The organism is Pseudomonas sp. efr-133-TYG-5 (assembly GCF_030209175.1).
GTDB lineage: Bacteria > Pseudomonadota > Gammaproteobacteria > Pseudomonadales > Pseudomonadaceae > Aquipseudomonas.
This window is the reverse complement of the sequence record NZ_JARVSM010000001.1, coordinates 225,380-246,944: the sequence shown is the minus strand read 5'-3', so window position 1 is coordinate 246,944 and position 21,565 is coordinate 225,380. Positions and strand designations below refer to the sequence as shown.

Genomic DNA, 21,565 nt, shown 5'->3' with positions numbered 1-21,565 from the left:
CAATGCTCCTCAGGCCGGTACGGAGTGGTTGGCGTGATGTCCGCGCTGATGCGCCGACTCACTGAACTGGCCCTCGCCGTGCATTTCCGCCAGACGGGTGATGAACTCGTCGACGAACACGCGCATGTCGGCGCTGACTTCCTTGTTGCGGGTAATCAGGCGGTTGTAGCCAAACAGCGCCGGGATCGCGACGAACAGGCCCATGGCGGTGGCGAGCAACGCGGCGGCCATGCCCGGGGCGATGGCATTGATGTTGACGTCGCCGGCCATCGCGGTGCCGAGGAACACCACCATGATCCCCAGCACGGTGCCGAGCAGGCCGATGTACGGGCCGCCGGCGATGGCGTTGGACAGGGTCGAGAGCTTCGCGCCGAGGGCCTGGTTCTCGCGGGTACGCACGCCGTCCATCGAGCAGCGGATGGCTTCGATGGTCGCCGCAGAAACCGACGAGGTGTCGGCGCCCTGCTCGCGGCGGGTACGGATTTCCTTGACCGCCACCTGGTACAGCCGCCACAGCGGCGAATATTGCAGGCGCTGGGCCAGTTGCGCGTCGTCGGCGAACATCTCCAGGCGCGTGCCGACCTTGGCGAATTGCACGCGGAAGTCTTCGTTGGCGGCAGTGACGCGGCCGAGCATGCGGTTCTTGCGCAGCATGATGATCCACGACTGGAACATCATCAGCACCAGCACGGCGATGATCACCCAGGCATCCACCGGCACCGCGTTGAGCAGGAAGCCGAGGCTGCCGAAACCGAAACCGGATTGTTCTTCATCGACACCGTAGGCCAGTAGTTTCGACTCGGCGCCTTGGGAAGTGGCGTCGGCCAGCAGCAGCGCCGCCGGACGGGCGACTTTCGACAGGCGCAGCTCGTCGATGGCGCCCACGAATGGCTGATACGGCCCGGCGGCCAGGTCGGCGCCGATGGCCATCACCGAGTTGAACGCCGGCATTGCCTGAGCCAGCGTCGCACCCTCACGGCCATTGACGAACAGGCTGACTTTGGCCCCTTCGGCCGTCAGGGCAACGTGCTGCCATTGGCCGGGATTCAGCGCCTGTGTGGCGACCGCACGCTGGCCGTCGATCTCGACGAACGGCACGCCTTGATTGACCCCGAGCAACAGGCTGTTGGCGCCTTCACGGCGGGCCAGGATCAGTTGCTCACCGTTGGCCTGATCCAGACGCAGCCAGGCACTGAAAGTGAACGCGCTGCCCGCGCTGTGCTGCAGCGACGGACTGGCCGGCAACAGCAACGGCTGGCCGCTGAACTGCAAGGCGCGCCCGACCACGCCGTCAATCGCAGCGCCGGTGGCGCTTTGCGCGGTGTTGCCATACGCCGTGGTGTCCTTGGCCGGAGTGCCGGTGGCGCCGTCGAAGTGATACAGCGCGGTGTAGTTCGGATCGAAGGTCAATTGACCGTTGCCGGTTGCCGGGGCCTTCTGGTTGCCGTAGTACATCCAGATGTCCTGACGCTGGCCACCCTCGACATTCGGCACATCGACCCAGATCAGCGCAATGCCCATCAGAGCGTCGAAGCTTTCGATCTGATGATTGAGCACGGTCTTGTCATCGGCGGCGACGAAGCGCAGGTCGGCGCCGTCCTCTTTCACGCCATCAAAGGTGAAGTTGCCGGTGTGCAGGCGCACCAGCAGCGCGGTGCGGCCCAGGGCCTGATTGATCCCGGCGCCCTGCGGTGTGGTGTCGACGGCGATCTGTTTGCGGTAATGCCAGTCGTCCTGCCACCAGGCCTGGGCCGTGGCCGGGAGCACGAAGCCCAGGCAGATCAACAACGAAAGAATGAGGCGCTGCATGAACGTGCTCCTTTAGAAAGTGGCTTGAAGGTTGAAGTGCAGGCGCGATTCCTGTTTCGAGGTGTTCGGCCCTTCGAGTAGCGGGTAGCCCCAGTCGAGGCTGCCGGACAGCCATTTGCTCAGGCTGGCGCGGGTGCCGAGGCCGACGCTGGCCAAGGCGTAACTGGCGTCCTGGTCCGGCAATTCGTCGCGCAGGTAAAGTTGCGCGCCTTCGGCGAAGGCGTAGAAACGCCACTCCTGCATCCAGCTGCCGGCGTACCTGGCCAGCGACGGCGTGCGCACTTCCTGACTGAGCAGCACACCGTCATCACCGGTGCGCTCGGCGGCCAGGTAACCGCGAACCGAGGTCGCGCCGCCGGCGGAGAATTGTTCGTTCGATACCAGTGGCCCGGACGCCAACTGGAACGCGCCTTTACTCGCGCTCTGCCAGTCGTTGTCAAAGGTCCAGGTGAAGCTGCTGTCGCCCTTGAGCACGGCAAAACTGGGGTTGGCGCGGTAGCGTTTGTAGTCGAATTCTTCGTCGGAACTGCCGTAGCCGAAAATACTGCGCGTGGCCGCGACCAGGCTCAGGCCGAGGCCGAGCTGGCTCTTTTCGGTGTAGCGAAAGCCGTTGTAGGCGAAGGTGAACGGTGCGTATTTGAGCGGCACCTTGTCGCTCTCGCCGGACAGGGTCAGGCGCTCGTCGAAGTCCTTGAAGTCGATGCCGGCCGACAGCGAGTTCGACCAGCTGCCACTGGCCGGCAGCGTGTAGATCGCCGACACGCCGTAGGAATGGCCCTTGCCCAGCACGTTGCTGCCGCCGATGGTGGCCACGTTGCTGTCGGACTGGTAACCGGAGAACTGCACGCTCCAGCGCTCGGTGAGCGGCGCGGTGTAGGTGCCGGACCAGACCTTGGCGTTGTCGGTGTCCTGCGGCGCGGTGAAATAGGTCAGGTTGATGCTGTGGCCGAGCTGCCAGAGGTTGTTGTAGCCGAGGCTGGTCACGGCGCGCAGTTTTTCCGTGTCGGCGCTGTAGTCGTTGTTGAGGCCGACGCTGGCGGTCCACGGGTTCTGGTCTTCGACCTGCAGATCGACGTCCATGGTTCCCGGGCGCTGGCCTTCGCGCACCAGTGGCATGACCTGGCGGCCCGGGGTTTTGTTGAGCTGCGCCAGTTCGCCCTGGACCCTGGCGAAATCCGGCACCTCGCCTTCTTTCAGCGCCGGGACGTTGTCGCGAATATCCAGCGGCGAATAGTGTTTGGCGCCGACCACACGCACTCGGCCGACCTTGGTTTCGCTGACTTGCAGGTAGACGATGCCATCGGCCACCGCTTGCTCCGGCAGTTCGACGAACACCGATTGATAGCCACGGGCCTGGTAGACCTTCTGCAACGCGTCACGCGCGCCTTCGATGTCGCTCAGGGCCTTTTGCGGGCCGAGGAACGGGTACACCGCTTCTTCGATGGCCCGGGCGTCGAGCACGGTGTTGCCGCGCACGAAGTATTCGTTGACGTCCACCAGACGCTGTGGCGCGGCGGTTTCTGGCGCCTCTTCGGCGAACGCTGGCTGCACGCCGGCCGTCACCAGCAGCCAGCCCCACAGCGCCAGCCGTGACGTGAAAATCTGATCCACACTACCCCCTGAATTCGCGATGACCTGTTGGCGCTGTTGCGCGCCTTGTGTATTGCGGCATTGGCGGGCGCGGCTAATTGCTGTCGTGCGGGGCACCGCTGTGCTTGCCCAGCCAGGTGTGCAGCAGCGCGAAGTTCAAGGAGAACTCGGGCATTTGCAGCAAGGCACCGCAGAACACTTCGCCGATGATTTTCTGGATGAGCTGCACCGCCCGCGGGTTGTTGAGCAGCGTGGCGATGTCGCGACTGAGGACGTTGAAGCTCCAGACCTTCTGGTTCAGGCCGAGGCCGACGAACCAGCGGAACAGCAGGTTGTAATTGAGCTGCTCGTACAACTGCTGTTCGCTGGGCACCGAATACAGCAGTTGCAGGAGCAGGATGTGCATGACCGTTTGCGGGGCGATCAGCATGCCGGGCTGGGCGTCGAGGTCGTGCAGGATGTCGCGGTGGGCGTCGAGCAAATCGTCGATCTGCGGACGCAGCAGCACCAGCGAATGCCCCGGCGGGATGTAGCTGGACACCTCTTTCAAGGCCCCCTGCCAGTCATCCTGCGAGACGATCCAGACCCACGGTGCGCCGTAGCGATACACCGACACCGGCTTCTTGCGCGCGGCCTCGACGATCTTCGACAGGCGTTGATCGAGTTCCTGCATGCCCACTTTCGAGTAGCGTTCCATAGTCCCCATTGCCTCACTCCCGGCGTCCCGCCTCGGCTTGTGAAAAGCGCCCCGAAAGGCCCCTCAAGCGCGTTACATAGGCATGACCGGACTGGCGATGTGCTACCGAACTTTTGTCATAAAAGCTTCATTTCAAAAATTGTGATGGGCTGCGCCGACAGCAAAAGAAAGGAATTTTTCCGGCGGGGATATGCTGATACAGATGGCGCTTTGCTGAGCCTGCAACGACGGCTCAGCAAAGCGCCAGGGCAAGAAAACAAGATGTTTGTTTGACGATGAACAACTCAAGCCGTTTTCAGATCAAACGTTCCGGACACTTTCAACTGTTTAGGCCCAGGTGGATTGGGATTGCCCTGCAGTTCCATCACAATATCGAACTTGCCTTCGGTTTTTCGAGGTGAGTCGGTATAGGCGACAGTGACTGAGCCCGACTTGGCAACATAGTTGTAATGGTGAACTTCGGACCAGTCCTGATAGGTCGCCACCGACAGTAGCCTGACATCATAAGTGGCCGAAGCAGCCTTCTCCGGAAACCCCAGCTCGAAATACTTCTTCGGCTCCATCACACCGCCAACGCCCTCCCTGACCGAGATCTTGAAGCCATTCCCCGAGTCTTCAAATGAAAGTACATCGGCCCTCACGTTACCGCGCTGATCGGTTTTCACTTCGAAGCTGCCCGACGTCACTGATTTAGCACTGGTCGCCATTTCAATCTCCTTGGACACGTGTCTGTCCTGACATTCGATAGATAAGTATTAGTGAGCTAAAGCATGAACAATACCGCTATCAAATTGATACGCCGGCTGCCTTATCGGGTCTACTGTCAAACTTGACAGTGGACAAACAACTTGAAATCTGAATAACCACAGCGAACCGCACTTCAGGAACAGGCACTCGCCGCGTTGCACGGCAAGTGCACCCGGCGGACGCATGTCCGCCGGGTGTAACGCTGGTCCCCCTGCATGGGCGGACTGAAAACGGCGCTGACCTAATCGGCAACAAAGGCGAAATACGTCTGCAGGGTGACCCGCTCGGGCGCGATGACATCCTGCGGGCTTTTGCTGAGCAGTCGCATCTCGAGACTGAATACCGCATAAACCTGCCGAGCCGTTTCATCATATAAAACCGCCCCGGCGCCATATCTGGGCTCATAGCTCACATCGTACATATCGGAATAGAGATGGTATTTAGTCTCGCGCAGATCATTGAAATCGTAGTGTCCCGCCCGCGCCGCCACCGCCAGGGAGAAAAACTGCTTGCCCTGCGTCGGCCCGCCAAGGCCATCGAGCGCGGTGACCTTGATCAGTCCATCCGTGATCTCAAATGAAGTGCGTTCGACCTTGAAGTCCGTCCCGCCGTCGATCCTCACCACCATTGAGCCGACAGTTTCCTGGCTTGCCTCGTTATTCGTGCCCATCTGCCTTCCTCCTCAAACTGACCCGGTCTGTTCGTTCGAAGTCGCGATATTGGCTTGAGCAAATTGCACTGGATGCCCCGCCAAGGGCATAGATACGCTCGACGGGCGCAACCCGCTACTGTCACCTCTGACAGTAGACAAATCGCGAAAAAGTCGCCCGTGCCATTCAGCTGTAGACGGGCCACGTCTCGACGATCCTGCCGCCGCGCACGGCCAGCAAATCTCCGAACTGCAACAGCACCGCTTCGGTCTGGGTCGGACGCAGGAACACCTGGTCCTCCACGGTCAGGCCCACAGCGCTGGAGCCGTTGACCATCTCCTGATTGGAACTGCGCCCGTACACGCCGTTGCTCTGCAGGCCGGGTGGCGATTCGAACTCGGCCATCCAGTTGCCGCCGTAGATGAAAAAGGTCTGGCGTTGATTGGTGTCCCACCAGGAGAACAACCGCGACTTGTCGTCCAGCGCCGGAATGTTCACCGCGCCGGTGCTTTTCAGAACCGGTGTGGCGATGTAGACGGCGGGCTCGTGGTCGACCAGCGACGGCAGATCGTAGTGCGTCGGTTTGAGCATCGCGGTGCCGACCGACACTTCGCTGCTGAGTTTCTCGTTCTCGTGGATGCGGTAACTCGGGCTGCCGGCGGTGTTCAGGCACAAGCCGTCATGCCAGAGCCCCGGGAACTGCTGGCGGGTAAAGTCGACGCAACGCTGGTAGACCAGCATGACCTTGGCGAACAGCTCCTCGGGCGAACCGAGAATCCCCGGCACGCCCATCCCCACGAACGGGTCGTAGCCCATGAAGCCGGCGAACTCCAGGTGCTGCGGATTGGCACTGATCAGCGTAAGCATCTGCCCGAGCACGTGCAGATCGCTGACGCCGCCGCGGTGCAGACCGACGTCCAGCTCGATGTTGATGCGCATGCGGGTGCCCAGCCCCTGCGCCAGTGCGAGGTATTGCTGCAGACGCTGCGGCCCGTCGAGCAGCCATTGCAGTTGCCTGGCCGGATCGAACGGGCCCTTGTGGCTCTGATAGAACAACTCGGCCGAGCGCACCGGCAGCGGCTTGCCCAGGAGGATATCGGACTGGGCAAACGTCAGCGCATCGTGATTGAGAAACGGCTGGTGAAACGACATGAGTTTCTGCGTCCCGGCCCGTTGCGCGATGTAGCTCAACAACCCCGGAGCCGGCAGCGATTTCTCCACCAGGCGCAGCTGCTTGCCGCCGCGTCTGACCGATTGCATCACCACGTCGATGTTGTGGTCGAGGCGGTCCAGGTCGATCAGCAGCACCGGGCGCATCGGCCCGTGCGCCTGCAACTCGCGATTGAGCACACGGAAATACTCGTTGTACGGCGCGCCACGATCACCCGGACGCAACCATGCCCCCACCCCGACCAGCAGCGCGCCGACACCCAACGTGCCCAAAACAAAATTGCGGCGATTGACGGCCATCAGCTCACCCCCAGAATCGATGACAAGTGCGCGTTGAGAAACTTGCCGCTGGGGTCCAGCGCCTGGCGCACCTGAATGAATTCCTGCCAGCGCGGGTACAGGGTCTGCAGGGTTCGCGCGTTGAGCGTGTGCAACTTGCCCCAGTGCGGGCGGCCGTTGTACTTCCAGAAAATCGGCTCGATGGCGGCGAAAAAATTGTGATGGTCCATCTGGTAATGCTGGTGGACCGAAATCGAACAGCTGTCGCGGCCCTCGAACATGCTCAGAGGGATGTCGTCGGCCTTGACGTAGCGGTACTCGATGGGAAACCAGGTGCGCAGGTCCTTGTCGCGGATCAACTTGAGAATCTCGCGCAGACAGGCCGGACCGTGCTCGGCCGGCAGCGAATATTCCATCTCGTTGAAGCGTACGGTGCGCACGTTGGCGTAGATATCGAACGAGTCGCCGACCCGCTCGTCGAAACTCGCCAGATGTCGCAGGCTGTTGAGCAGCGAACTGCGCAGGCTGGGGAAATCGCTGCCGTACTTGTCGATCTTCTCGATCAGTGTGACGAACTCGTTGCCGCCCTCCTCCTCGGGCGGGATCGGTGGTGTGGGCGGGTCGGTGGTTTCGTTGAGGGCGATGGACAAGGCGTAGTCGGAATGGGTGACGACGAGCATTTCCCAGTGCTGGTTTTCGCGGGTGTTTTTGTCCAGATCTTCGAGCAGCTCTTCGGTCTTGGCGATCCACTGGCGTTCGCGCAGACGATAGGCCGGACGGTTTTGCAGGCGGACTCTGGTCGCCACGCCAAGTGCGCCGAGAGAGACCCGGGCGGCATTGAACACTTCCGGATGACGCTGGCTGTCACAGTCCAGCACCTCGCCGCTGGCGGTCACCAGTTGCATCCCGCAGACGTGTGCCGAGTAGGACTGAAAGGTTTTGCCGGTGCCGTGGGTCGAGGTCGAAATCGCCCCGGCGAGGGTCTGGTAATCGATGTCGGCCATGTTCTGCAGGGCCTGACCGATGTCCTTGAGCGGTGCGCCCATGCGTGACATCGGGGTACCAGCGGCGAATTCCGCCTGCAGGGTTTTCGGATCGTGATCGAGCAGACCGCTGAAGTAGCTCAGCGACAGCAGCGTGCCGTCGGTGGGCACCAGCGCGCTGAAGGAATGCGCCGAGCCGACCGGGCGAATCTTGCCCGGCGCCTGTTGAATGATCGTCGTCAGTTCATCCAGATTCTTCGGCGCCACTCGCGCTGCCGGCAGGCAACTCTGCCCGCCCGACCAGTTGCGCCAGGGAATCAGCCGCGGTGCGCGCACCAACTGGCCCAGGGCCGGGTTCGCCGCCAGGGCGCTGAACGCGCCGACAATGCTCGCCCGTTGCAACAACTGCCGGCGTGTCAGATCCAGGGTCATACGCGCGCCCTTATTGTGGGAGCGGCTGATCGGCCATGAAGCCGATCAACTGCAGAAACTGTTCTTCCGAGCACTCGACGCACTGGCCCATCGGCGGCATGCCGTTGTAGCCATTGATGGCGTGGTCGAGCAGCGTGTCGGCGCCCTGCTGGATGCGCGGCTCCCAGGCCTTGCGGTCGCCGGTCAGCGGCGCGTTGGCGCCAGGGTTGGCGTGACACAGCTGGCAGCTGTTGCCGTAGATCTGTGCCAGGGCCGGGTCGGACGGTATGGCGCTACGGGCGATGCCGGATGAGGTCGGGGGTTTGGCGTCTTCGCCGCAACCGGCCAATGCGACGGCCAGCAACAGCAGCCAGGTGAATCGGTATGCCCGCATAAAGATCCTCGCGTGAGGTGCCGCTTATTGTTGTGATCACACCTTAAGGCAGCGAAGGCAGCGGGTTGAGGGCATTGCGGGCCAGTGAAGGGGGCATCCGGGGACAGCCAGGACTCGCCCCGGGCACGGTGACAGAGACGAAAACCTTCGGGAGCTGATCTTGCTACCCCTCTGCTCTGCGCCTTTGGGTGACATTCGCGTGACATTTGCGGGTTTAAATTTCAGTGAATTCAGGCGTATAACCTGTAGAGCCTTTTCCAATCGGCCCGCCGACATCTTCTACGGGGTAGCGACATGACCACAGCAAACATCCTTGGCAACCTGTTCCCTTCTGTCAGCGACATCCCGGAAAAATACCGCCTCGACGGCCAGGTCGAACAACGCGAATACCTGGTCGACGGCCAGTTGCGGCGCTGGGACGGCCCGCTCGCCACCGTGCGCAGCCCGGTCTATCTGCACGGCGACAACGGCGATGAGCAAGTGATCCTCGGCAGCACGCCACTGCTGGATGCCGACACCGCCCTCACCGCCCTCGACGCCGCCGTACGCGCCTATGACCGTGGCCAGGGCCTGTGGCCGACCATGCGTGTGGCCGAGCGCATCCAGCACGTCGAAGCCTTCCTCGGGCGCATGCGCCAGCAGCGCGACGCGGTGGTGAAGTTGCTGATGTGGGAAATCGGCAAGAACCTCAAGGATTCGGAAAAGGAATTCGACCGCACCTGCGACTACATCGTCGACACCATCAATGCGCTCAAGGAACTCGACCGCCGCTCCAGCCGTTTCGAACTGGAGCAGGACACCCTCGGCCAGATCCGCCGCGTGCCGCTCGGCGTGGCGCTGTGCATGGGCCCTTACAACTATCCGCTCAACGAAACCTTCACCACGCTGATTCCGGCACTGATCATGGGCAACACCGTGGTGTTCAAACCGGCCAAGCTCGGCGTACTGCTGATCCGCCCGTTGCTCGAAGCGTTCCGCGACAGCTTCCCGAGCGGGGTGATCAACGTGATCTACGGCAGCGGTCGCGAAACCGTCAGTGCCCTGATGGCCAGCGGCAAGATCGACATCTTCGCCTTCATCGGCACCAACAAGGCCGCCAGTGACCTGAAGAAACTCCACCCCAAGCCGCACCGCTTGCGCGCCGCGCTGGGTCTGGATGCGAAGAACCCGGGCATCGTCCTGCCGGAAGTGGATCTGGACAACGCGGTCAGCGAAGCGGTCACCGGTTCGCTGTCGTTCAACGGCCAGCGCTGCACGGCGCTGAAAATCCTCTTCGTGCATGAAGATGTGGTCGACGCCTTCATCGAGAAATTCAACGCCAAACTGGCCGGGCTGAAACCGGGTATGCCATGGGATAGCGGCGTGGCGCTGACGCCGCTGCCGGAGTCGGGCAAGGTCGATTATCTGCATGGTCTGGTGGCCGACGCGCAGAGCAAAGGCGCGCAAGTGGTCAACCCGAATGGCGGCCTCGCGCGCGAATCGTTCTTCTACCCGGCGGTGCTGTACCCGGTGACGCCACAGATGCGCGTCTACCAGGAGGAACAGTTCGGCCCGGTGGTGCCGATCGTGCCGTACCGCCACCTCGACACCGTGATCGATTACGTGCTGGAGTCGGATTTCGGCCAGCAACTGAGCATCTTCGGCACCAACCCGGTGGCCATCGGCCGTCTGGTCGACACCTTTGCCAATCAGGTCGGCCGGATCAACCTCAATGCCCAGTGCCAACGCGGCCCGGACACCTACCCGTTCAACGGGCGCAAGAACTCCGCCGAAGGCACGCTGTCGGTACACGATGCATTGCGGGTGTTTTCCATCCGCACCCTGGTGGCGACCAAGTTCCAGGAGGCCAACAAGGATCTGATCAGCGAAATCATTCGCGGCCGCGATTCGAGCTTCCTGACCACCGACTACATCTTCTGAGGAGCGTGCACTGAGCCACTTCAACACCCACCGCTGGCCGCCGCTGTTGCGGCGGATGCTGCGGCCGCTGCTGGACCCGTACCGTCGTTACCGGCATGCCCGCCTGATCCACGCCGTGCGCGTCGCGCTGGGGCTGCTGGCGACCATCCTGCTGACCACCGGCATCAACCTGCCCCATGGCGAGTGGGCGTCGGTGACCATGCTGGTGGTCATCGGTGGTTTGCAGCACCACGGCAACATCGGCAAGAAAGCCGCCGAACGCGCCACCGGCACCTTGATCGGTGCCGGCGTCGGGTTGCTGCTGGTGGCGCAACACGCGTGGCTCGGCCTGCCGTGGCTGACCTATTTTGCGATGGCCGTGGTGTGCGGATTTTTCTCCTACCACGCCATCGGCAAGGGGGGCTACACCGCCCTGCTCTCGGCCATCACCGTGTTCATTGTCGCCGGGCATGGCGACAACCCGATCACCGACGGCTTGTGGCGCGGGGTCGACATCCTGATCGGCATCGCCCTGGCCCTGGCCTTCTCGTTTGCCCTGCCGTTGTACGCGGTGTATTCCTGGCGCTACAACCTGGCCGACGCCCTACGCGACTGCGCCACGCTGTACGGGCGGATCATCAGCGGTCAGGCGGTGACCGCCGACGAACACCTGAAACTGATGGGGCGCCTGAACAGCGTGCTGGTGCAATTGCGCTCGCTGATGCCTTCGGTGTCCAAGGAAGTCAAAGTGTCGATGACCGAACTCGACGCCATCCAGCGCAATCTGCGCATGTGCGTCAGCACCCTGGAGATTCTTGGCAACACCCGGCCGAACCCGAATGACCCACAAGCCATGGCGCACCTGCAATCGGCACTGAAGGCCGAACACCGGCAGATTCGCGTGCAACTGATCGGCATGGCCCGGGCACTGAAATCCGGTGCGACCCAACGCCTGGGCCGCCCCGTGGAACTACCGGACGCCAGCCTCGACGCACCGGTGTACAGCGCCCTCGACGGGTACCGCTTGCTGACCCGGCAGCTGGCAGCCAACATCGGCGAATTGCGCCAGCGCCTGGCGCAGACTGCGCCGCGCTGGAATATCTAACGGTTACGGCGTGACCAGGCGCCGTGACTTCCAGCCCCAACCCTGCTGCATGCCAGCGGCGGCCAGCAGGATCGCCGCTACGCCCAGCCATTGCAGCGCTTGCAACTGGTGGCCGAAGGCGAACCAGTCGACGAAGATCGCCGCAATCGGATAGATGAACGACAGCGCGCCGGTCAACGCGGTCGGCAGTTTCTGGATCGCGCCGTACAGCAGCACGTACATCAGGCCGGTGTGGACAATGCCCAGTGTGACCAGGCTGGCCCAGGCACCCGGTGCTTGCGGCAGCGCGGAGAAATGAGCGAACGGTGCCAGCAGCAGTACCCCGGTGCACACTTGGATCAATGCGATCAGGTGCGGCGGCGTACCGGTCAGGCGTTTGATGATCAGTGCGGCAATCGCGTACAGGAAAGCCGCGCCCAGTGCCAGGGCAATCCCCAGCAGATAGTCATTGCCGCCCTCGCCCTGCCCGCCATGGGCACTGACAATCGCCAGCATGCCGAGGAAGGAAATCGCCAGCCAGAACAGCTTCTGCACAGTAATTTTTTCACCGAGAAACAGCGCCGCCAGGCCAACCAGCATGAACGGCTGCACGTTGTACACCGCGGTGCCGATGGCAATCGACGCCCGCGAATACGAGGCGAACAGCAGCACCCAGTTGCCGACAATCGCCATGCCACTGAGCACCGCCAGCAGGAAGGTGGTGCGGGTCAAAATGCCCGGACGCAAGAAGCCGAATGCCGCGCAGACCAGCAGCAACGTGCCGGCACCGAACACGCAACGCCAGAACACCACATCGAACACCGGTTGCCCGGACACCAGCACGAACCAGCCGATCGTCCCGGATATGAGCATGGCGGCGGTCATTTCCACTGAGCCGCGGCGGATTGGGTTGTCCATATCAATCTCCTTTGTGTGTGGCAAAAGTATGCCAAGCAGACACTCGGCCGCTCCAGCGCAAAAAGCAGGCTAAACTCGCCATCTGCCTTTTTTATCGAGGGTAGTTTCCATCAATTGCCTAATGTGGGAGTTGCAGCATGACTGACGATATCGACCAGATCCTCATCGGCGCCCTGATGGAAGATTCGCGCCGTTCACTCAAGGCCCTGGCGCAGATCAGCGGCTTGTCTTCGCCAAGCGTGGCCGAGCGGTTGCGCCGCCTGGAAGAGCGCGGTGTGCTCAAGGGCTATACCGTGGAAATCGACCCGAAGTGTTTCGGCTATCAGTTGCAGGCCATTGTCCGTGTACGGCCGCTGCCGGGGCAGTTGCAGGAGGTGGAGCGGCAGATTCTGGCGATTCCCGAGTTCACCGAGTGCGACAAGGTCACCGGTGAAGACTGCTTCATCGCCCGCCTGCACGTGCGCTCGATGGAGCAACTGGATACCTTGCTCGATCGCCTCAATACCCTGGCCGAAACCAACACCGCGATCGTCAAGAAGACACCGGTCAAGCGCCGCTTGCCGCCGATGGCATAAGTGCATTTTCTGCACGTTCGGCGTAGATTGGGGTTTTTCCGGCGAAGGATTGGCGGTATGAAAGTTCAGGCAATGATGCTGACAGCAATGATGCTCGGCGGGTGCGGGACGGTGCAGACCGTCGTGTTGAGCGATAAAAGCGCAGTGCACCAATTGAAAAGCCAAAAGAGCTACTGTGGCGCCGTGCCGCGGATTTACAGCGGCGTGACCTACGATTTCTGCCTGTTGCATGCCGAACGTCCGGACGACGTCGACGCCTTCAACTACAAGAATGCATCCCCCGGCCCATTGATCGATGCGGCCTTCTCCGGCGTGCTCGACACCCTGCTGCTGCCCTATACGATCTACAAGCAGCAGGCTGACGGCAGCATCGAGATCAATTGATGGAAACCTCCGGACGCCGCAGCGCCCGGAGGTTGCCGTGCGTTACTCGAGCAATTGCTGCAGGCTCGGGTCGCGAATCACACGCTGCTGCGGTTGCGCGTTGTCATCCCCGGCCTTGAGCATTTTCATCTTCAGGTTCGCCACTTTGCTGCAGGCGTTCCTGCCATCGGCGTAAATGCCGCTCATGTCGCACTTCCATTCGTAGTAGTTCACCAGCCCACCCGACAGCTGCAGGCTGTAGTCGGTGCTCTTGGTGCCTGGCGTGAATGGATGACCGGCCGGAATGTTCTGGAACCACTTCATCCACTCAGGCGTACCCGGCTGCGGTGGATTGGCCTGGAATGTCGGGTTCATGATTGCCACCTGCGGCGCTTCGGCGGTGGCGTGGCAACTCAGGCACGAGCTGTTGGGGTTGTCCACCGGGCCATTGAGGCGACCGTTCCAGCCCAGATGGGTGGGCGGCAGCTCCTGGGTATTGGCATTGATCGCGGTCTGTTGCAGCGCCTTGTTGATCTTGGTCTGCGTCGGCTGCGGGTTGGTGAAACTATTGCCGGTTTCTTTCGGATCGTTGCCCCACATGATCCCGACGGGGACCAGGTTGTCCCAACCGGCCTTGCCAGTCTTCGCACCGTTGTACTGGAAGGTGCCGAAGATCCAGCCGGTGTCGCTCATGCGCGTGTCCCGCACGGCGATGTCCATCTGGATCAGCGCGACGTCCTTGATCTTGCGGTTGGCCGAGGTGAAGGTTTCCGTGATGTAGCCTTGCCAGAGCACCGGATTGACCAGGAACGGCACGGTGTTGCGGTCGATGTCGGCGAACAGCGCCTTGCACACCACGGTGCCGTTGGGGAAGCTGTTGGGCTGTGAGGTGTAGCTCGGATCGGGGTTGTTCGGATCTTTCCAGACCTGGCCGATGGTGTAGGCGCCGATGTCGTTGTAGATGCCCACCGCGTAGGTCTGGCCGGTGGCTGTCTGCGTCGGGGCCAGTTGCTTGACCTGGATCTGCGCTTCCTTGGTCAGGCCATGAATGCCCTCACGACCCAGCGGCCCGTAGTGCTGCCATGGCATGTGATACCACTGGCGCAGTTTGTTCTTCTGCACATCCCAGTTGACCTCGACGTTGCCCTCCAGGCAGTAGTGCTTGACGTCTTCCAGATAACCGCGCCAGGTCTCGAAGTTGTTGTCCGGTTTGCTCGGCAGCTTCTTGAAGAATCCGGGCAGCGGCACCTGTGGTGGAGTGGTCGGGTAATTCTGGCTGAGTACGAATTTGGGGCCGGTGTAACTGGCCGGTGGCGCATAACCATAATCGGGGTAAGTACCGGCCTGGACGCCGGTGCTGAACAATGTGGCCGTTACGGCCAGGGCGGCAAACTTTCCTTGGGGCTGGTTCATCGATTATCTCCTTGATAGGGACAACGCCTGCCATGGCCTCGGGCTCGGGCCCGCCATGAAGGGCCTCCATTATTGTTTTGATTACACATTCCCGGACCAATCGCCGGGACGGGCTCACGGTTGGGACGGATTGCTGGGGGGCACCTCCTTGCTTTCGCTGGGCGAATGAACACGATTGATCCCGGCCGACTGGCCAGGCGCTCAAGAAAACGGGGGATGAACGATTTTGTCGCTGGGGCTCAATGAGGGACGCTGCATACCGACTCCTGTCGATCAGACTTGCCGTTCTTCCATGTTCTTAGGTGTAGGTCATTTCCAAAAAGACGCCATCATTTTCAGATCATTTTGTAGGTAAAAGGCCACCACCCTTTTTCGCGGGCAACAAAAAACCCGCCGAAGCGGGTTTCTTGTTGAAATCAGCGTTGCGATCAGTCGTCGCGGCTCATGATGCCGAAGATCTGCAGCAGGCTGATGAACAGGTTGTAGATCGATACATACAGGCTGATGGTCGCCATGATGTAGTTGCGCTCGCCACCGTGGATGATCGCGCTGGTCTGGAACAGAATGCAGACCGACGAGAACAGCACGAAACCGGCGCTGATTGCCAGTTGCAGACCGCTGATCTGGAAGAAGAAGCTTGCCAGCGTCGCGCCCAGCAGGACGAAGAAACCCGCGGTGATGAAGCCGCCGAGGAAGCTCATGTCCTTGCGGGTGATCAGCACGTAGGCCGACAGACCACCGAACACCAGCGCAGTCATCGCGAAGGCCGAGCTGACCATTTCAGCGCCGCCCTGCATGCCCAGGTAACGGTTGAGGATCGGGCCGAGCAGGAAACCCATGAAACCGGTCAAGGCAAACGCCGACACCAGGCCCCACGCGGAATCACGGAGTTTGTTGGTGAGGAAGAACAGCCCGTAGAAGCCGATCAGCACCACGAAGATGTTCGGGTAACCGACACGCATCTGCTGGGCCACGAACGCCATCACACCGCTGAAGGCGAGGGTCAGCGCCAGTAGGCCGTAAGTGTTGCGCAGGACGCGGCTAACCTCTAGCTGCTCAGCCTGCACGCTGTTATTAACTGCGTAATCCTGTTCGCGCATGGCGACACTCCTGTTGGTTTGAAACGTTCAGTGGCAAAGATCATAACAGACGCTCTGTAACAAGCCATGCAGAGAGTTTGACAGTGTGTTTCATTCAGGTATTATGGCGCCCGCAACGCAAACGGAGGTGTGGCCGAGTGGTTTAAGGCAACGGTCTTGAAAACCGTCGACTGTAACAGGTCCATGAGTTCGAATCCCATCGCCTCCGCCATCTTTATACGACAAAGCCCTGATTATTCAGGGCTTTGTCGTTTCTGAAACTCGCATCTCTTGGCCATCCCTTTCTTGATCGTTTCCGCATCTTTTCGATCATTTCCACAACCCTACTCTCTCCGACATCACTTGTTCGACCTTGCAATGATGGGAGATGTGGCTGCCTTCAACAGGCAACTTTCTGCCAACAGCTGCCGCTCACGACCGCCTTCATTCGGCCAAAAGCGGTCGGTGAGGTACTGCGCGGGTCCAATCCGCCGCAACTGCCGCGCCTGATCGACGGCGAATAAGGGGTTTCACAGATGGCGGCGTCCTTTGAAACGCCCTCGTTTTACCAGACGTACTCATGGCCTGTAATTAGTCGAAAATGGCAGTAAAAAATGACCGCTCGTGGCCGAAAAAGGACGTTCGAAAAAACTAGACTGAAGTTATATCGCACTGCTGGCGAGTAACCGTTTACCGGAGCCCATACAACGGAAATCGAACGACTTCGCTTTTTGCGTTGGCCAGTTTGAAGGTGCCCGCTGTACACCGGGCACCACTTTCTTTCCGAGGAAAAGGCCTACAAGTCTGCTTACCAGTTGTAACTCAATTTAGCGGTAATCTCGCGACCCGGATTGTAGAAGTTCGCTGTGCCGGAACCGACCACGTGCTGCTCATCCAGCAGGTTGCTGACGTTCACCGCAAGGTCGGTGCCCTTGGCGATCTTGTAGTTGAAGGCGGCGTCGAACAGCGTGGTGCCATCGCTTTTGCCGGAGTTGGCGGCATCGAAGTAATACGACCCGACGTAGCGCGCGCCCAAGCCAACGCTGACATCAGTGCGTGGCACGTCGTAATAACTCCAGAGCGAAGCGGAATGCTTGGGTGCCGTGGCGAACTCATTACCCTTCAGGGAGCTGCCGTCGTACAACGAACCGCGCAGCACCTCGGACTCCATGTAAGAATAGCCACCGATCAGGCTGAGGTTCTGCGACACCTGCGCCTTGGCCTCCAGATCAAGGCCCCGCGCCCGCGACTCGCCCACTGTCTGTTGCTCAATGATGCCGCTCGGCAGCACCACGGCGATGGTGACGTTTTCCTGGGTCAGGTCATAAACGGCTGCGGAAAACAGTGCGTCCATCCCCATCGGCGCGTACTTCACGCCCACTTCGTACTGCCTGCCCGTCTGCGGTGTTACGCCAACCTGCGGCGGCGAGACGGATTCCACCATGCTCACATAGGTGGACACTTCATCGTTGACGATATAGGTCAACGCACCTCGATAGGAAGTTTCGGAGAAGGTGTCTTTCTCAGTGGATTCCAAGCCTTTGCTGGTCAGATCCATCGAGTCGTTGCGCACACCCCCGGTGACGATGAACCGCTCGTAGAACGACAGGTTCTGCTGAAGAAATACGGCCTTGGTAGTCGCGTCTCGCTTGTTGACGGCATACGGCGCGATTGAGCGTGAAACGCCAGTAAACACGGGGTTTGCAATGTCAATCGAGGTCGTCGGGGCGTAGACCGAGCTTTCCTTGGTGGTCGAATCGAGGTACTCCACGCCCACCAGGCTGCTGCTGTCAATGTTCTCGAAGCGGGCATCGTATTGCAGCATCAGATTGCCGTTGAACTGGTCGGCTTCAGTGTCCGTTCCAAACTGATAGCGGTCAACGGTAGTACCGACACGTGCGGCGCTGTCGCTGAGGTAAACGTAGCCAAAATCATCGGTCAACTTGCTGTAACGCAGATTGCTGCGCAGTACGAAGCCGTTGTCGAAGTCATGGGTGACGTTACCGCTGAGGCTGGTGCGCTCGACATCGTGGAAGTTGTAGCTGGGCTCGCCATAAAACTTGCTGCGGTCGTATTCCTTGTCCAGCGGATAACCGCCACTGTTGGGCGAACTTTCGGTTTTCAGGTAGTCCAGAATCATCGTCGCCGACGTGTAATCCGTCGGTGCCCAGGTGAGGCCACCCATGAACAACTGGTTATCGTCCTGCGAGTGGTCGTACTCGCGGTCGCTGTTTTGGCCTTTGGCAGTAAAACGGCCAGCCAGGGTTTTCTCGTCGTTCAGCGCATCTCCCACATCGATGCCTGTCTCGACATGGTCAAACGAACCGTAGGTCACATAGCCTTGGCCAAACTGCTCGAAGCGTGGCTGTTTGGTCACGAAGTTTACCGAGCCGCCAGGGTCCGCCGGGCCAAACAGGGTGGAGTTGGCGCCACGCAGAATCTCGATGCGCTCATAAGCGAATGGATCTTCGCGTACGCCGCGCATCGAACTCAGGGTCAAGCCGTCACGGTAGGTGGTGGCCTGGTAGCCGCGGATCTGGAAATAGTCGTTGCGGTCATCCGTACCGTAGAAGTCAGTGATCACGCCTGGCGTGTATTGCAGCGCCTCTTCCGTGGTGCTGACGCTGCGTTGCTCCATTTCCTTGTTGGTAACAACTGATACCGATGCCGGTGTATTGAGAATGCTGGTTGCCACTTTTCCGCCAACCCAGAGTTCCTTGGCGACTACCGAGTTGGCGTCGTCGTCGGCACTGACCCTGACCTTGGCATTGATGATGACCGGGGCAAGGCGGTAGTCCTCGACATCCGTTGCGTCGAGTTCCAGCGGGCCGGCGGGCTTTGCTTGAGGAACCAGCAGATAAGCATTCGGGCCTTGCTGTTCGATCTGCAATTGGCTCCCCTGCAGCAACGATGACAGCGCTGCCGACGTATCGAGCGAGCCATTCACGCCAGCGGTGGTGCGGTTCGCAACACTCGATGCGTCGAAGGAAAGACTGATGCCGGCCTCGCGCGCAAAGCGATCAAGCGCCGGCGCCAGTGGGCCGGCAGCGATGTTCCACGGCTTGACTTGATTGCTGTGGTCAGCGCTCGACGTTTGCGCCAGCGATGGCAATGCGTAGCTGCTGACGATCAAACCCAACATCGCACCCTGCAAGGCACGATTTAATGGATGGCGCTGTGAAACCGGGGACGAACTCATTTTCTCGCTCCAAGAAAGGACATCGACAGACTGGCCTGTATTCCGGCCTTCCTTAGAGGTCGAACGATAATGAGAAACTACCTCATTATTTTTCAGATTGTTTTGATGGGCTCAGGTAGTAGCAGTCACGGTTACCCAGTAACGGGTTCGGTAATCGATGCGCAAGCGCAGTGACTGCGCGATCAATGCCAGGACCTGATCGTTGTCGGCGAGCTGGAAGGTGCCGGAAACGCGGCGATCCGCGACCTCTTCGGCGCAGCGCAATACCCCAGGGCGATAACGCGACAACTCCACGATGAAATCTTTGAGGCGCATATTGCGCGCACTGATCACTCCGTCACCCCAGCTCCACAGATCGAGGCCGTTGTCGCTGAACGCTCGGACGCTACTTGATGTAAACAGCACTTGATTGCCTGCCTGAACGCTGCGGCTCGCAGGACTTTGACTGGAGCCGGGGAACACCGTGACTGATCCTTCCTGAGCCGCGACCAGAGTGCCTTCGTCAAGCTCGCGTGCCAGAAAGCGGGAACTCTGGGCGCGCATGATCCCGTCACGTGATTGCACCCAGAACGGTCGCGCTTGCGGCGAGTGTTGATCCGCGCCGACATTGACGATGATTTCACCCCGTCGCAGGATGATCAGGCGTCGCTGAGCATCGAAATCGCTGTCGACGGCGCTATCGCTATTGAGCTGAATAAGGCTGCCATCATCGAGTTGGAAGCGTCGTTGCTCGCCGGTGCTGCTGCGCTGCTGCGCAAGCATGGCGGGTACGGGTGTGTAGTCCCGTCCGAGCCAGGCTGCCGTGCCAACGGTCGCCAATATGCCCAGTAGCTTCAGGCCGTCCCGCCGCCGCATTCCCTGATGGGTGCCATTAAGGGTTTGTCGCGCCAGTTGAGCGGGGATGTCGGCAAATTCATCCCCAAGCGTCTCTACACGCTGCCACGCCAACACATGCTCCGGGCGCTGCTGCAGCCAGTGCTCAAAAGAGTGCTGTGTTTGTTCGTCCGCTTGATTGAAGCGAAGGCGCACCAGCCATTGGATCGCCTGCTCTACAATGGCCGGATCCAGCGCCTGTGGCTCAGGCCTCGACATAACGCAAGCGATAGCAGTGTTGCAGGGCCGTGGCCAGGTCGCGCTCAATCGTCGCGCGGGAAACACCCAGTTTTTCGGCTATTTGCGCGCACGTCAGACCGTCGAGTCGGGCAAATAAAAACGCCTGACGAACTCTTGGTTTAAGCATATTGAGCATGCGGTCTATGCGCTCCAGCGCATCAAGAATCAGCAGCCGGCTTTCTTCCGAGGGAACCTCGTGCTGAGGCAACATCGTAACGCTTTCGAGGTAGGCACGTTCGAGTTCGCGACGACGATACTGATCAATCATCAGTCCGCGGGCGATACTGCTCAAATAGGCACGTGGTTCGCGTAAGGGGCTGGACTGACGGGATTTGAGCACACGTACGAAAGTGTCCTGCGCCAAATCTGCTGCGCTATCGCGACATCCTGTGCGTCGGATCAGCCAGCCTTGCAACCACGAATGGTGGGTGCAATAGAGCAGCCCTAGATCTGCAGTACCTAGCGTTTCATCGCTGCGCATCAGCATCCCGGAAAGTACATAATTGATAATGACTCGCATTCTACCCATACCACAGGCCTCAGGCAAATACGTGGTTCTCAGCGTCCCCTCTTCCGAAAGCTGCCAGAGGTGAACCTGACAGCCGCATGAATTCCTATGAGCGCATTCGTTAGCACCCGTCCAGTGCAAATCCAAAGTCGTCTCTGAATACTTGAGCCGCTTCGTTGAGGCGCTGACGTAGCGCAGCATTCAGTTGGCGCTCCACCTCCCGCGGATCCGACAGCGCGGCGACCTGCGGTGCCAACTGCGGCGACATACTCATCAGCGACTGGTTGAGCGACCGCGCCGTTTCATACGCGGCCTTCTGCACAAAGCTGATCTCCACGAGCTCTGCCTGCGCTTTGCGAAACTCCATCTCCGCCATCCGCGCCAGGATGTCGCCGAGAACGTCCGCGGCGCATTCTGGACGATCAACAAAAATGAGGAGTTCATCAAGATGACACTGGCGGTATTGAGGGGTGCCCGAGTGACCGCTATCGGCCAAGAGCGGACGTTTGCGCGCTCCGAAACAAGCCGTCGTTCACTACTGTGAGTAAGGCGCGTTAGCTGCCGACTGATGCCAAATAGATCCATGGGCTCGGCAGAGCTCAACGGAATATCTGTCGCACAACATTTCGATGGCGGCTTTATCAAGTGCCTGATCTGAAGAGGAGATTGACCCACCACAAGTCA

19 protein-coding genes and 1 tRNA gene are annotated in these 21,565 nt (G+C 60.4%); 5 read left to right on the top strand and 15 right to left on the bottom strand.

Annotated features, from left to right (window positions below):
• Positions 1 to 9: 9 nt before the first annotated feature.
• From QRN70_RS01155 to QRN70_RS01120, 8 genes are all read right to left on the bottom strand, one after another.
• Positions 10 to 1,809 (bottom strand): DUF2341 domain-containing protein, encoded by a 1,800-nt coding sequence (locus tag QRN70_RS01155; protein ID WP_285415385.1) that lies wholly within the window; start codon positions 1,807 to 1,809, stop codon positions 10 to 12.
• 12 nt (positions 1,810 to 1,821) lie between these two features.
• On the bottom strand, positions 1,822 to 3,420 hold the full coding sequence (locus QRN70_RS01150) for a ShlB/FhaC/HecB family hemolysin secretion/activation protein (RefSeq protein ID WP_285415384.1): 1,599 nt from the start codon (positions 3,418 to 3,420) through the stop codon (positions 1,822 to 1,824).
• A 73-nt stretch (positions 3,421 to 3,493) separates the two neighbouring features.
• Positions 3,494 to 4,105 (bottom strand): transposase, encoded by a 612-nt coding sequence (locus QRN70_RS01145; protein ID WP_285415383.1) that lies wholly within the window; start codon positions 4,103 to 4,105, stop codon positions 3,494 to 3,496.
• Between the two features lie 275 nt (positions 4,106 to 4,380).
• Entirely contained in the window at positions 4,381 to 4,821 is a 441-nt protein-coding gene (locus tag QRN70_RS01140) for a hypothetical protein (protein ID WP_285415382.1), read from the bottom strand.
• 263 nt (positions 4,822 to 5,084) lie between these two features.
• Positions 5,085 to 5,513, bottom strand: a complete 429-nt coding sequence (locus QRN70_RS01135; protein WP_285415381.1) for a hypothetical protein — start codon at positions 5,511 to 5,513, stop codon at positions 5,085 to 5,087.
• A 166-nt stretch (positions 5,514 to 5,679) separates the two neighbouring features.
• Positions 5,680 to 6,888, bottom strand: a complete 1,209-nt coding sequence (locus QRN70_RS01130) for a DSD1 family PLP-dependent enzyme (RefSeq protein WP_285417984.1) — start codon at positions 6,886 to 6,888, stop codon at positions 5,680 to 5,682.
• Between the two features lie 74 nt (positions 6,889 to 6,962).
• Positions 6,963 to 8,291 (bottom strand): D-arabinono-1,4-lactone oxidase, encoded by a 1,329-nt coding sequence (locus tag QRN70_RS01125; protein WP_285417982.1) that lies wholly within the window; start codon positions 8,289 to 8,291, stop codon positions 6,963 to 6,965.
• Positions 8,292 to 8,367: 76 nt separating this feature from the next.
• Positions 8,368 to 8,730, bottom strand: coding sequence for a c-type cytochrome (locus QRN70_RS01120; protein ID WP_285415380.1), 363 nt, complete (start codon positions 8,728 to 8,730; stop codon positions 8,368 to 8,370).
• Between the two features lie 294 nt (positions 8,731 to 9,024).
• On the opposite strand from QRN70_RS01120, the gene QRN70_RS01115 reads away from it, so the two are divergent.
• Both QRN70_RS01115 and QRN70_RS01110 read left to right on the top strand, forming a co-directional pair.
• Positions 9,025 to 10,650: an NADP-dependent glyceraldehyde-3-phosphate dehydrogenase gene (locus QRN70_RS01115; RefSeq protein ID WP_285415379.1), complete on the top strand. Its 1,626-nt coding sequence runs from the start codon at positions 9,025 to 9,027 to the stop codon at positions 10,648 to 10,650.
• Positions 10,651 to 10,705: 55 nt separating this feature from the next.
• Positions 10,706 to 11,734, top strand: coding sequence for an FUSC family protein (locus tag QRN70_RS01110; protein WP_285415378.1), 1,029 nt, complete (start codon positions 10,706 to 10,708; stop codon positions 11,732 to 11,734).
• A 3-nt stretch (positions 11,735 to 11,737) separates the two neighbouring features.
• On the opposite strand, the gene QRN70_RS01105 is transcribed toward QRN70_RS01110, so the two are convergent.
• Positions 11,738 to 12,631 (bottom strand): DMT family transporter, encoded by an 894-nt coding sequence (locus tag QRN70_RS01105; RefSeq protein ID WP_285415377.1) that lies wholly within the window; start codon positions 12,629 to 12,631, stop codon positions 11,738 to 11,740.
• Between the two features lie 137 nt (positions 12,632 to 12,768).
• Here QRN70_RS01105 and QRN70_RS01100 point away from each other — a divergent pair, with 137 nt between their 5' ends.
• Together QRN70_RS01100 and QRN70_RS01095 are read left to right on the top strand one after the other, a co-directional pair.
• Positions 12,769 to 13,206, top strand: a complete 438-nt coding sequence (locus QRN70_RS01100; RefSeq protein ID WP_064118307.1) for an Lrp/AsnC family transcriptional regulator — start codon at positions 12,769 to 12,771, stop codon at positions 13,204 to 13,206.
• A gap of 57 nt (positions 13,207 to 13,263) precedes the next feature.
• On the top strand, positions 13,264 to 13,590 hold the full coding sequence (locus QRN70_RS01095) for a YceK/YidQ family lipoprotein (RefSeq protein ID WP_285415376.1): 327 nt from the start codon (positions 13,264 to 13,266) through the stop codon (positions 13,588 to 13,590).
• A gap of 42 nt (positions 13,591 to 13,632) precedes the next feature.
• Here the strand turns inward: QRN70_RS01095 and QRN70_RS01090 are convergent, their stop codons facing one another.
• Complete coding sequence (locus QRN70_RS01090; RefSeq protein WP_285415375.1) at positions 13,633 to 14,982, bottom strand: hypothetical protein; 1,350 nt, start codon at positions 14,980 to 14,982, stop codon at positions 13,633 to 13,635.
• A 428-nt stretch (positions 14,983 to 15,410) separates the two neighbouring features.
• Positions 15,411 to 16,082, bottom strand: coding sequence for a Bax inhibitor-1/YccA family protein (locus QRN70_RS01085; RefSeq protein WP_285415374.1), 672 nt, complete (start codon positions 16,080 to 16,082; stop codon positions 15,411 to 15,413).
• A gap of 123 nt (positions 16,083 to 16,205) precedes the next feature.
• Here QRN70_RS01085 and QRN70_RS01080 point away from each other — a divergent pair.
• Positions 16,206 to 16,293, top strand: a tRNA-Ser gene (locus QRN70_RS01080).
• A gap of 576 nt (positions 16,294 to 16,869) precedes the next feature.
• Here QRN70_RS01080 and QRN70_RS01075 read toward each other — a convergent pair.
• The 4 genes from QRN70_RS01075 to QRN70_RS01060 all read right to left on the bottom strand — a co-directional run bounded on the left by QRN70_RS01075 (position 16,870) and on the right by QRN70_RS01060 (position 21,377).
• Positions 16,870 to 19,260, bottom strand: coding sequence for a TonB-dependent siderophore receptor (locus QRN70_RS01075; protein WP_285415373.1), 2,391 nt, complete (start codon positions 19,258 to 19,260; stop codon positions 16,870 to 16,872).
• A gap of 111 nt (positions 19,261 to 19,371) precedes the next feature.
• Positions 19,372 to 20,352 carry a FecR domain-containing protein gene (locus QRN70_RS01070; RefSeq protein WP_285415372.1) on the bottom strand — a complete coding sequence of 327 codons (981 nt, stop codon included), beginning with the start codon at positions 20,350 to 20,352 and terminating at the stop codon, positions 19,372 to 19,374.
• Positions 20,339 to 20,854: a sigma-70 family RNA polymerase sigma factor gene (locus tag QRN70_RS01065; protein WP_285417981.1), complete on the bottom strand. Its 516-nt coding sequence runs from the start codon at positions 20,852 to 20,854 to the stop codon at positions 20,339 to 20,341. The genes QRN70_RS01070 and QRN70_RS01065 overlap by 14 nt, the downstream gene beginning before the upstream one ends.
• A gap of 148 nt (positions 20,855 to 21,002) precedes the next feature.
• Positions 21,003 to 21,377 carry a hypothetical protein gene (locus tag QRN70_RS01060; RefSeq protein WP_285418089.1) on the bottom strand — a complete coding sequence of 125 codons (375 nt, stop codon included), beginning with the start codon at positions 21,375 to 21,377 and terminating at the stop codon, positions 21,003 to 21,005.
• Positions 21,378 to 21,565 lie beyond the last annotated feature (188 nt).

Excerpts from the sequence above, each read along its gene's own strand:
- QRN70_RS01070 (WP_285415372.1), bottom strand. The coding sequence starts at position 20,352 with ATGTCGAGGCCTGAGCCACAGGCGCTGGATCCGGCCATTGTAGAGCAG.
- QRN70_RS01110 (WP_285415378.1), top strand. The coding sequence starts at position 10,706 with ATGCTGCGGCCGCTGCTGGACCCGTACCGTCGTTACCGGCATGCCCGC.
- QRN70_RS01095 (WP_285415376.1), top strand. The coding sequence starts at position 13,264 with ATGAAAGTTCAGGCAATGATGCTGACAGCAATGATGCTCGGCGGGTGC.
- QRN70_RS01120 (WP_285415380.1), bottom strand. The coding sequence starts at position 8,730 with ATGCGGGCATACCGATTCACCTGGCTGCTGTTGCTGGCCGTCGCATTG.
- QRN70_RS01065 (WP_285417981.1), bottom strand. The coding sequence starts at position 20,854 with ATGCGCAGCGATGAAACGCTAGGTACTGCAGATCTAGGGCTGCTCTAT.
- QRN70_RS01075 (WP_285415373.1), bottom strand. The coding sequence starts at position 19,260 with ATGAGTTCGTCCCCGGTTTCACAGCGCCATCCATTAAATCGTGCCTTG.
- QRN70_RS01155 (WP_285415385.1), bottom strand. The coding sequence starts at position 1,809 with ATGCAGCGCCTCATTCTTTCGTTGTTGATCTGCCTGGGCTTCGTGCTC.
- QRN70_RS01085 (WP_285415374.1), bottom strand. The coding sequence starts at position 16,082 with ATGCGCGAACAGGATTACGCAGTTAATAACAGCGTGCAGGCTGAGCAG.
- QRN70_RS01135 (WP_285415381.1), bottom strand. The coding sequence starts at position 5,513 with ATGGGCACGAATAACGAGGCAAGCCAGGAAACTGTCGGCTCAATGGTG.
- QRN70_RS01105 (WP_285415377.1), bottom strand. The coding sequence starts at position 12,631 with ATGGACAACCCAATCCGCCGCGGCTCAGTGGAAATGACCGCCGCCATG.
- QRN70_RS01115 (WP_285415379.1), top strand. The coding sequence starts at position 9,025 with ATGACCACAGCAAACATCCTTGGCAACCTGTTCCCTTCTGTCAGCGAC.
- QRN70_RS01100 (WP_064118307.1), top strand. The coding sequence starts at position 12,769 with ATGACTGACGATATCGACCAGATCCTCATCGGCGCCCTGATGGAAGAT.
- QRN70_RS01145 (WP_285415383.1), bottom strand. The coding sequence starts at position 4,105 with ATGGGGACTATGGAACGCTACTCGAAAGTGGGCATGCAGGAACTCGAT.
- QRN70_RS01090 (WP_285415375.1), bottom strand. The coding sequence starts at position 14,982 with ATGAACCAGCCCCAAGGAAAGTTTGCCGCCCTGGCCGTAACGGCCACA.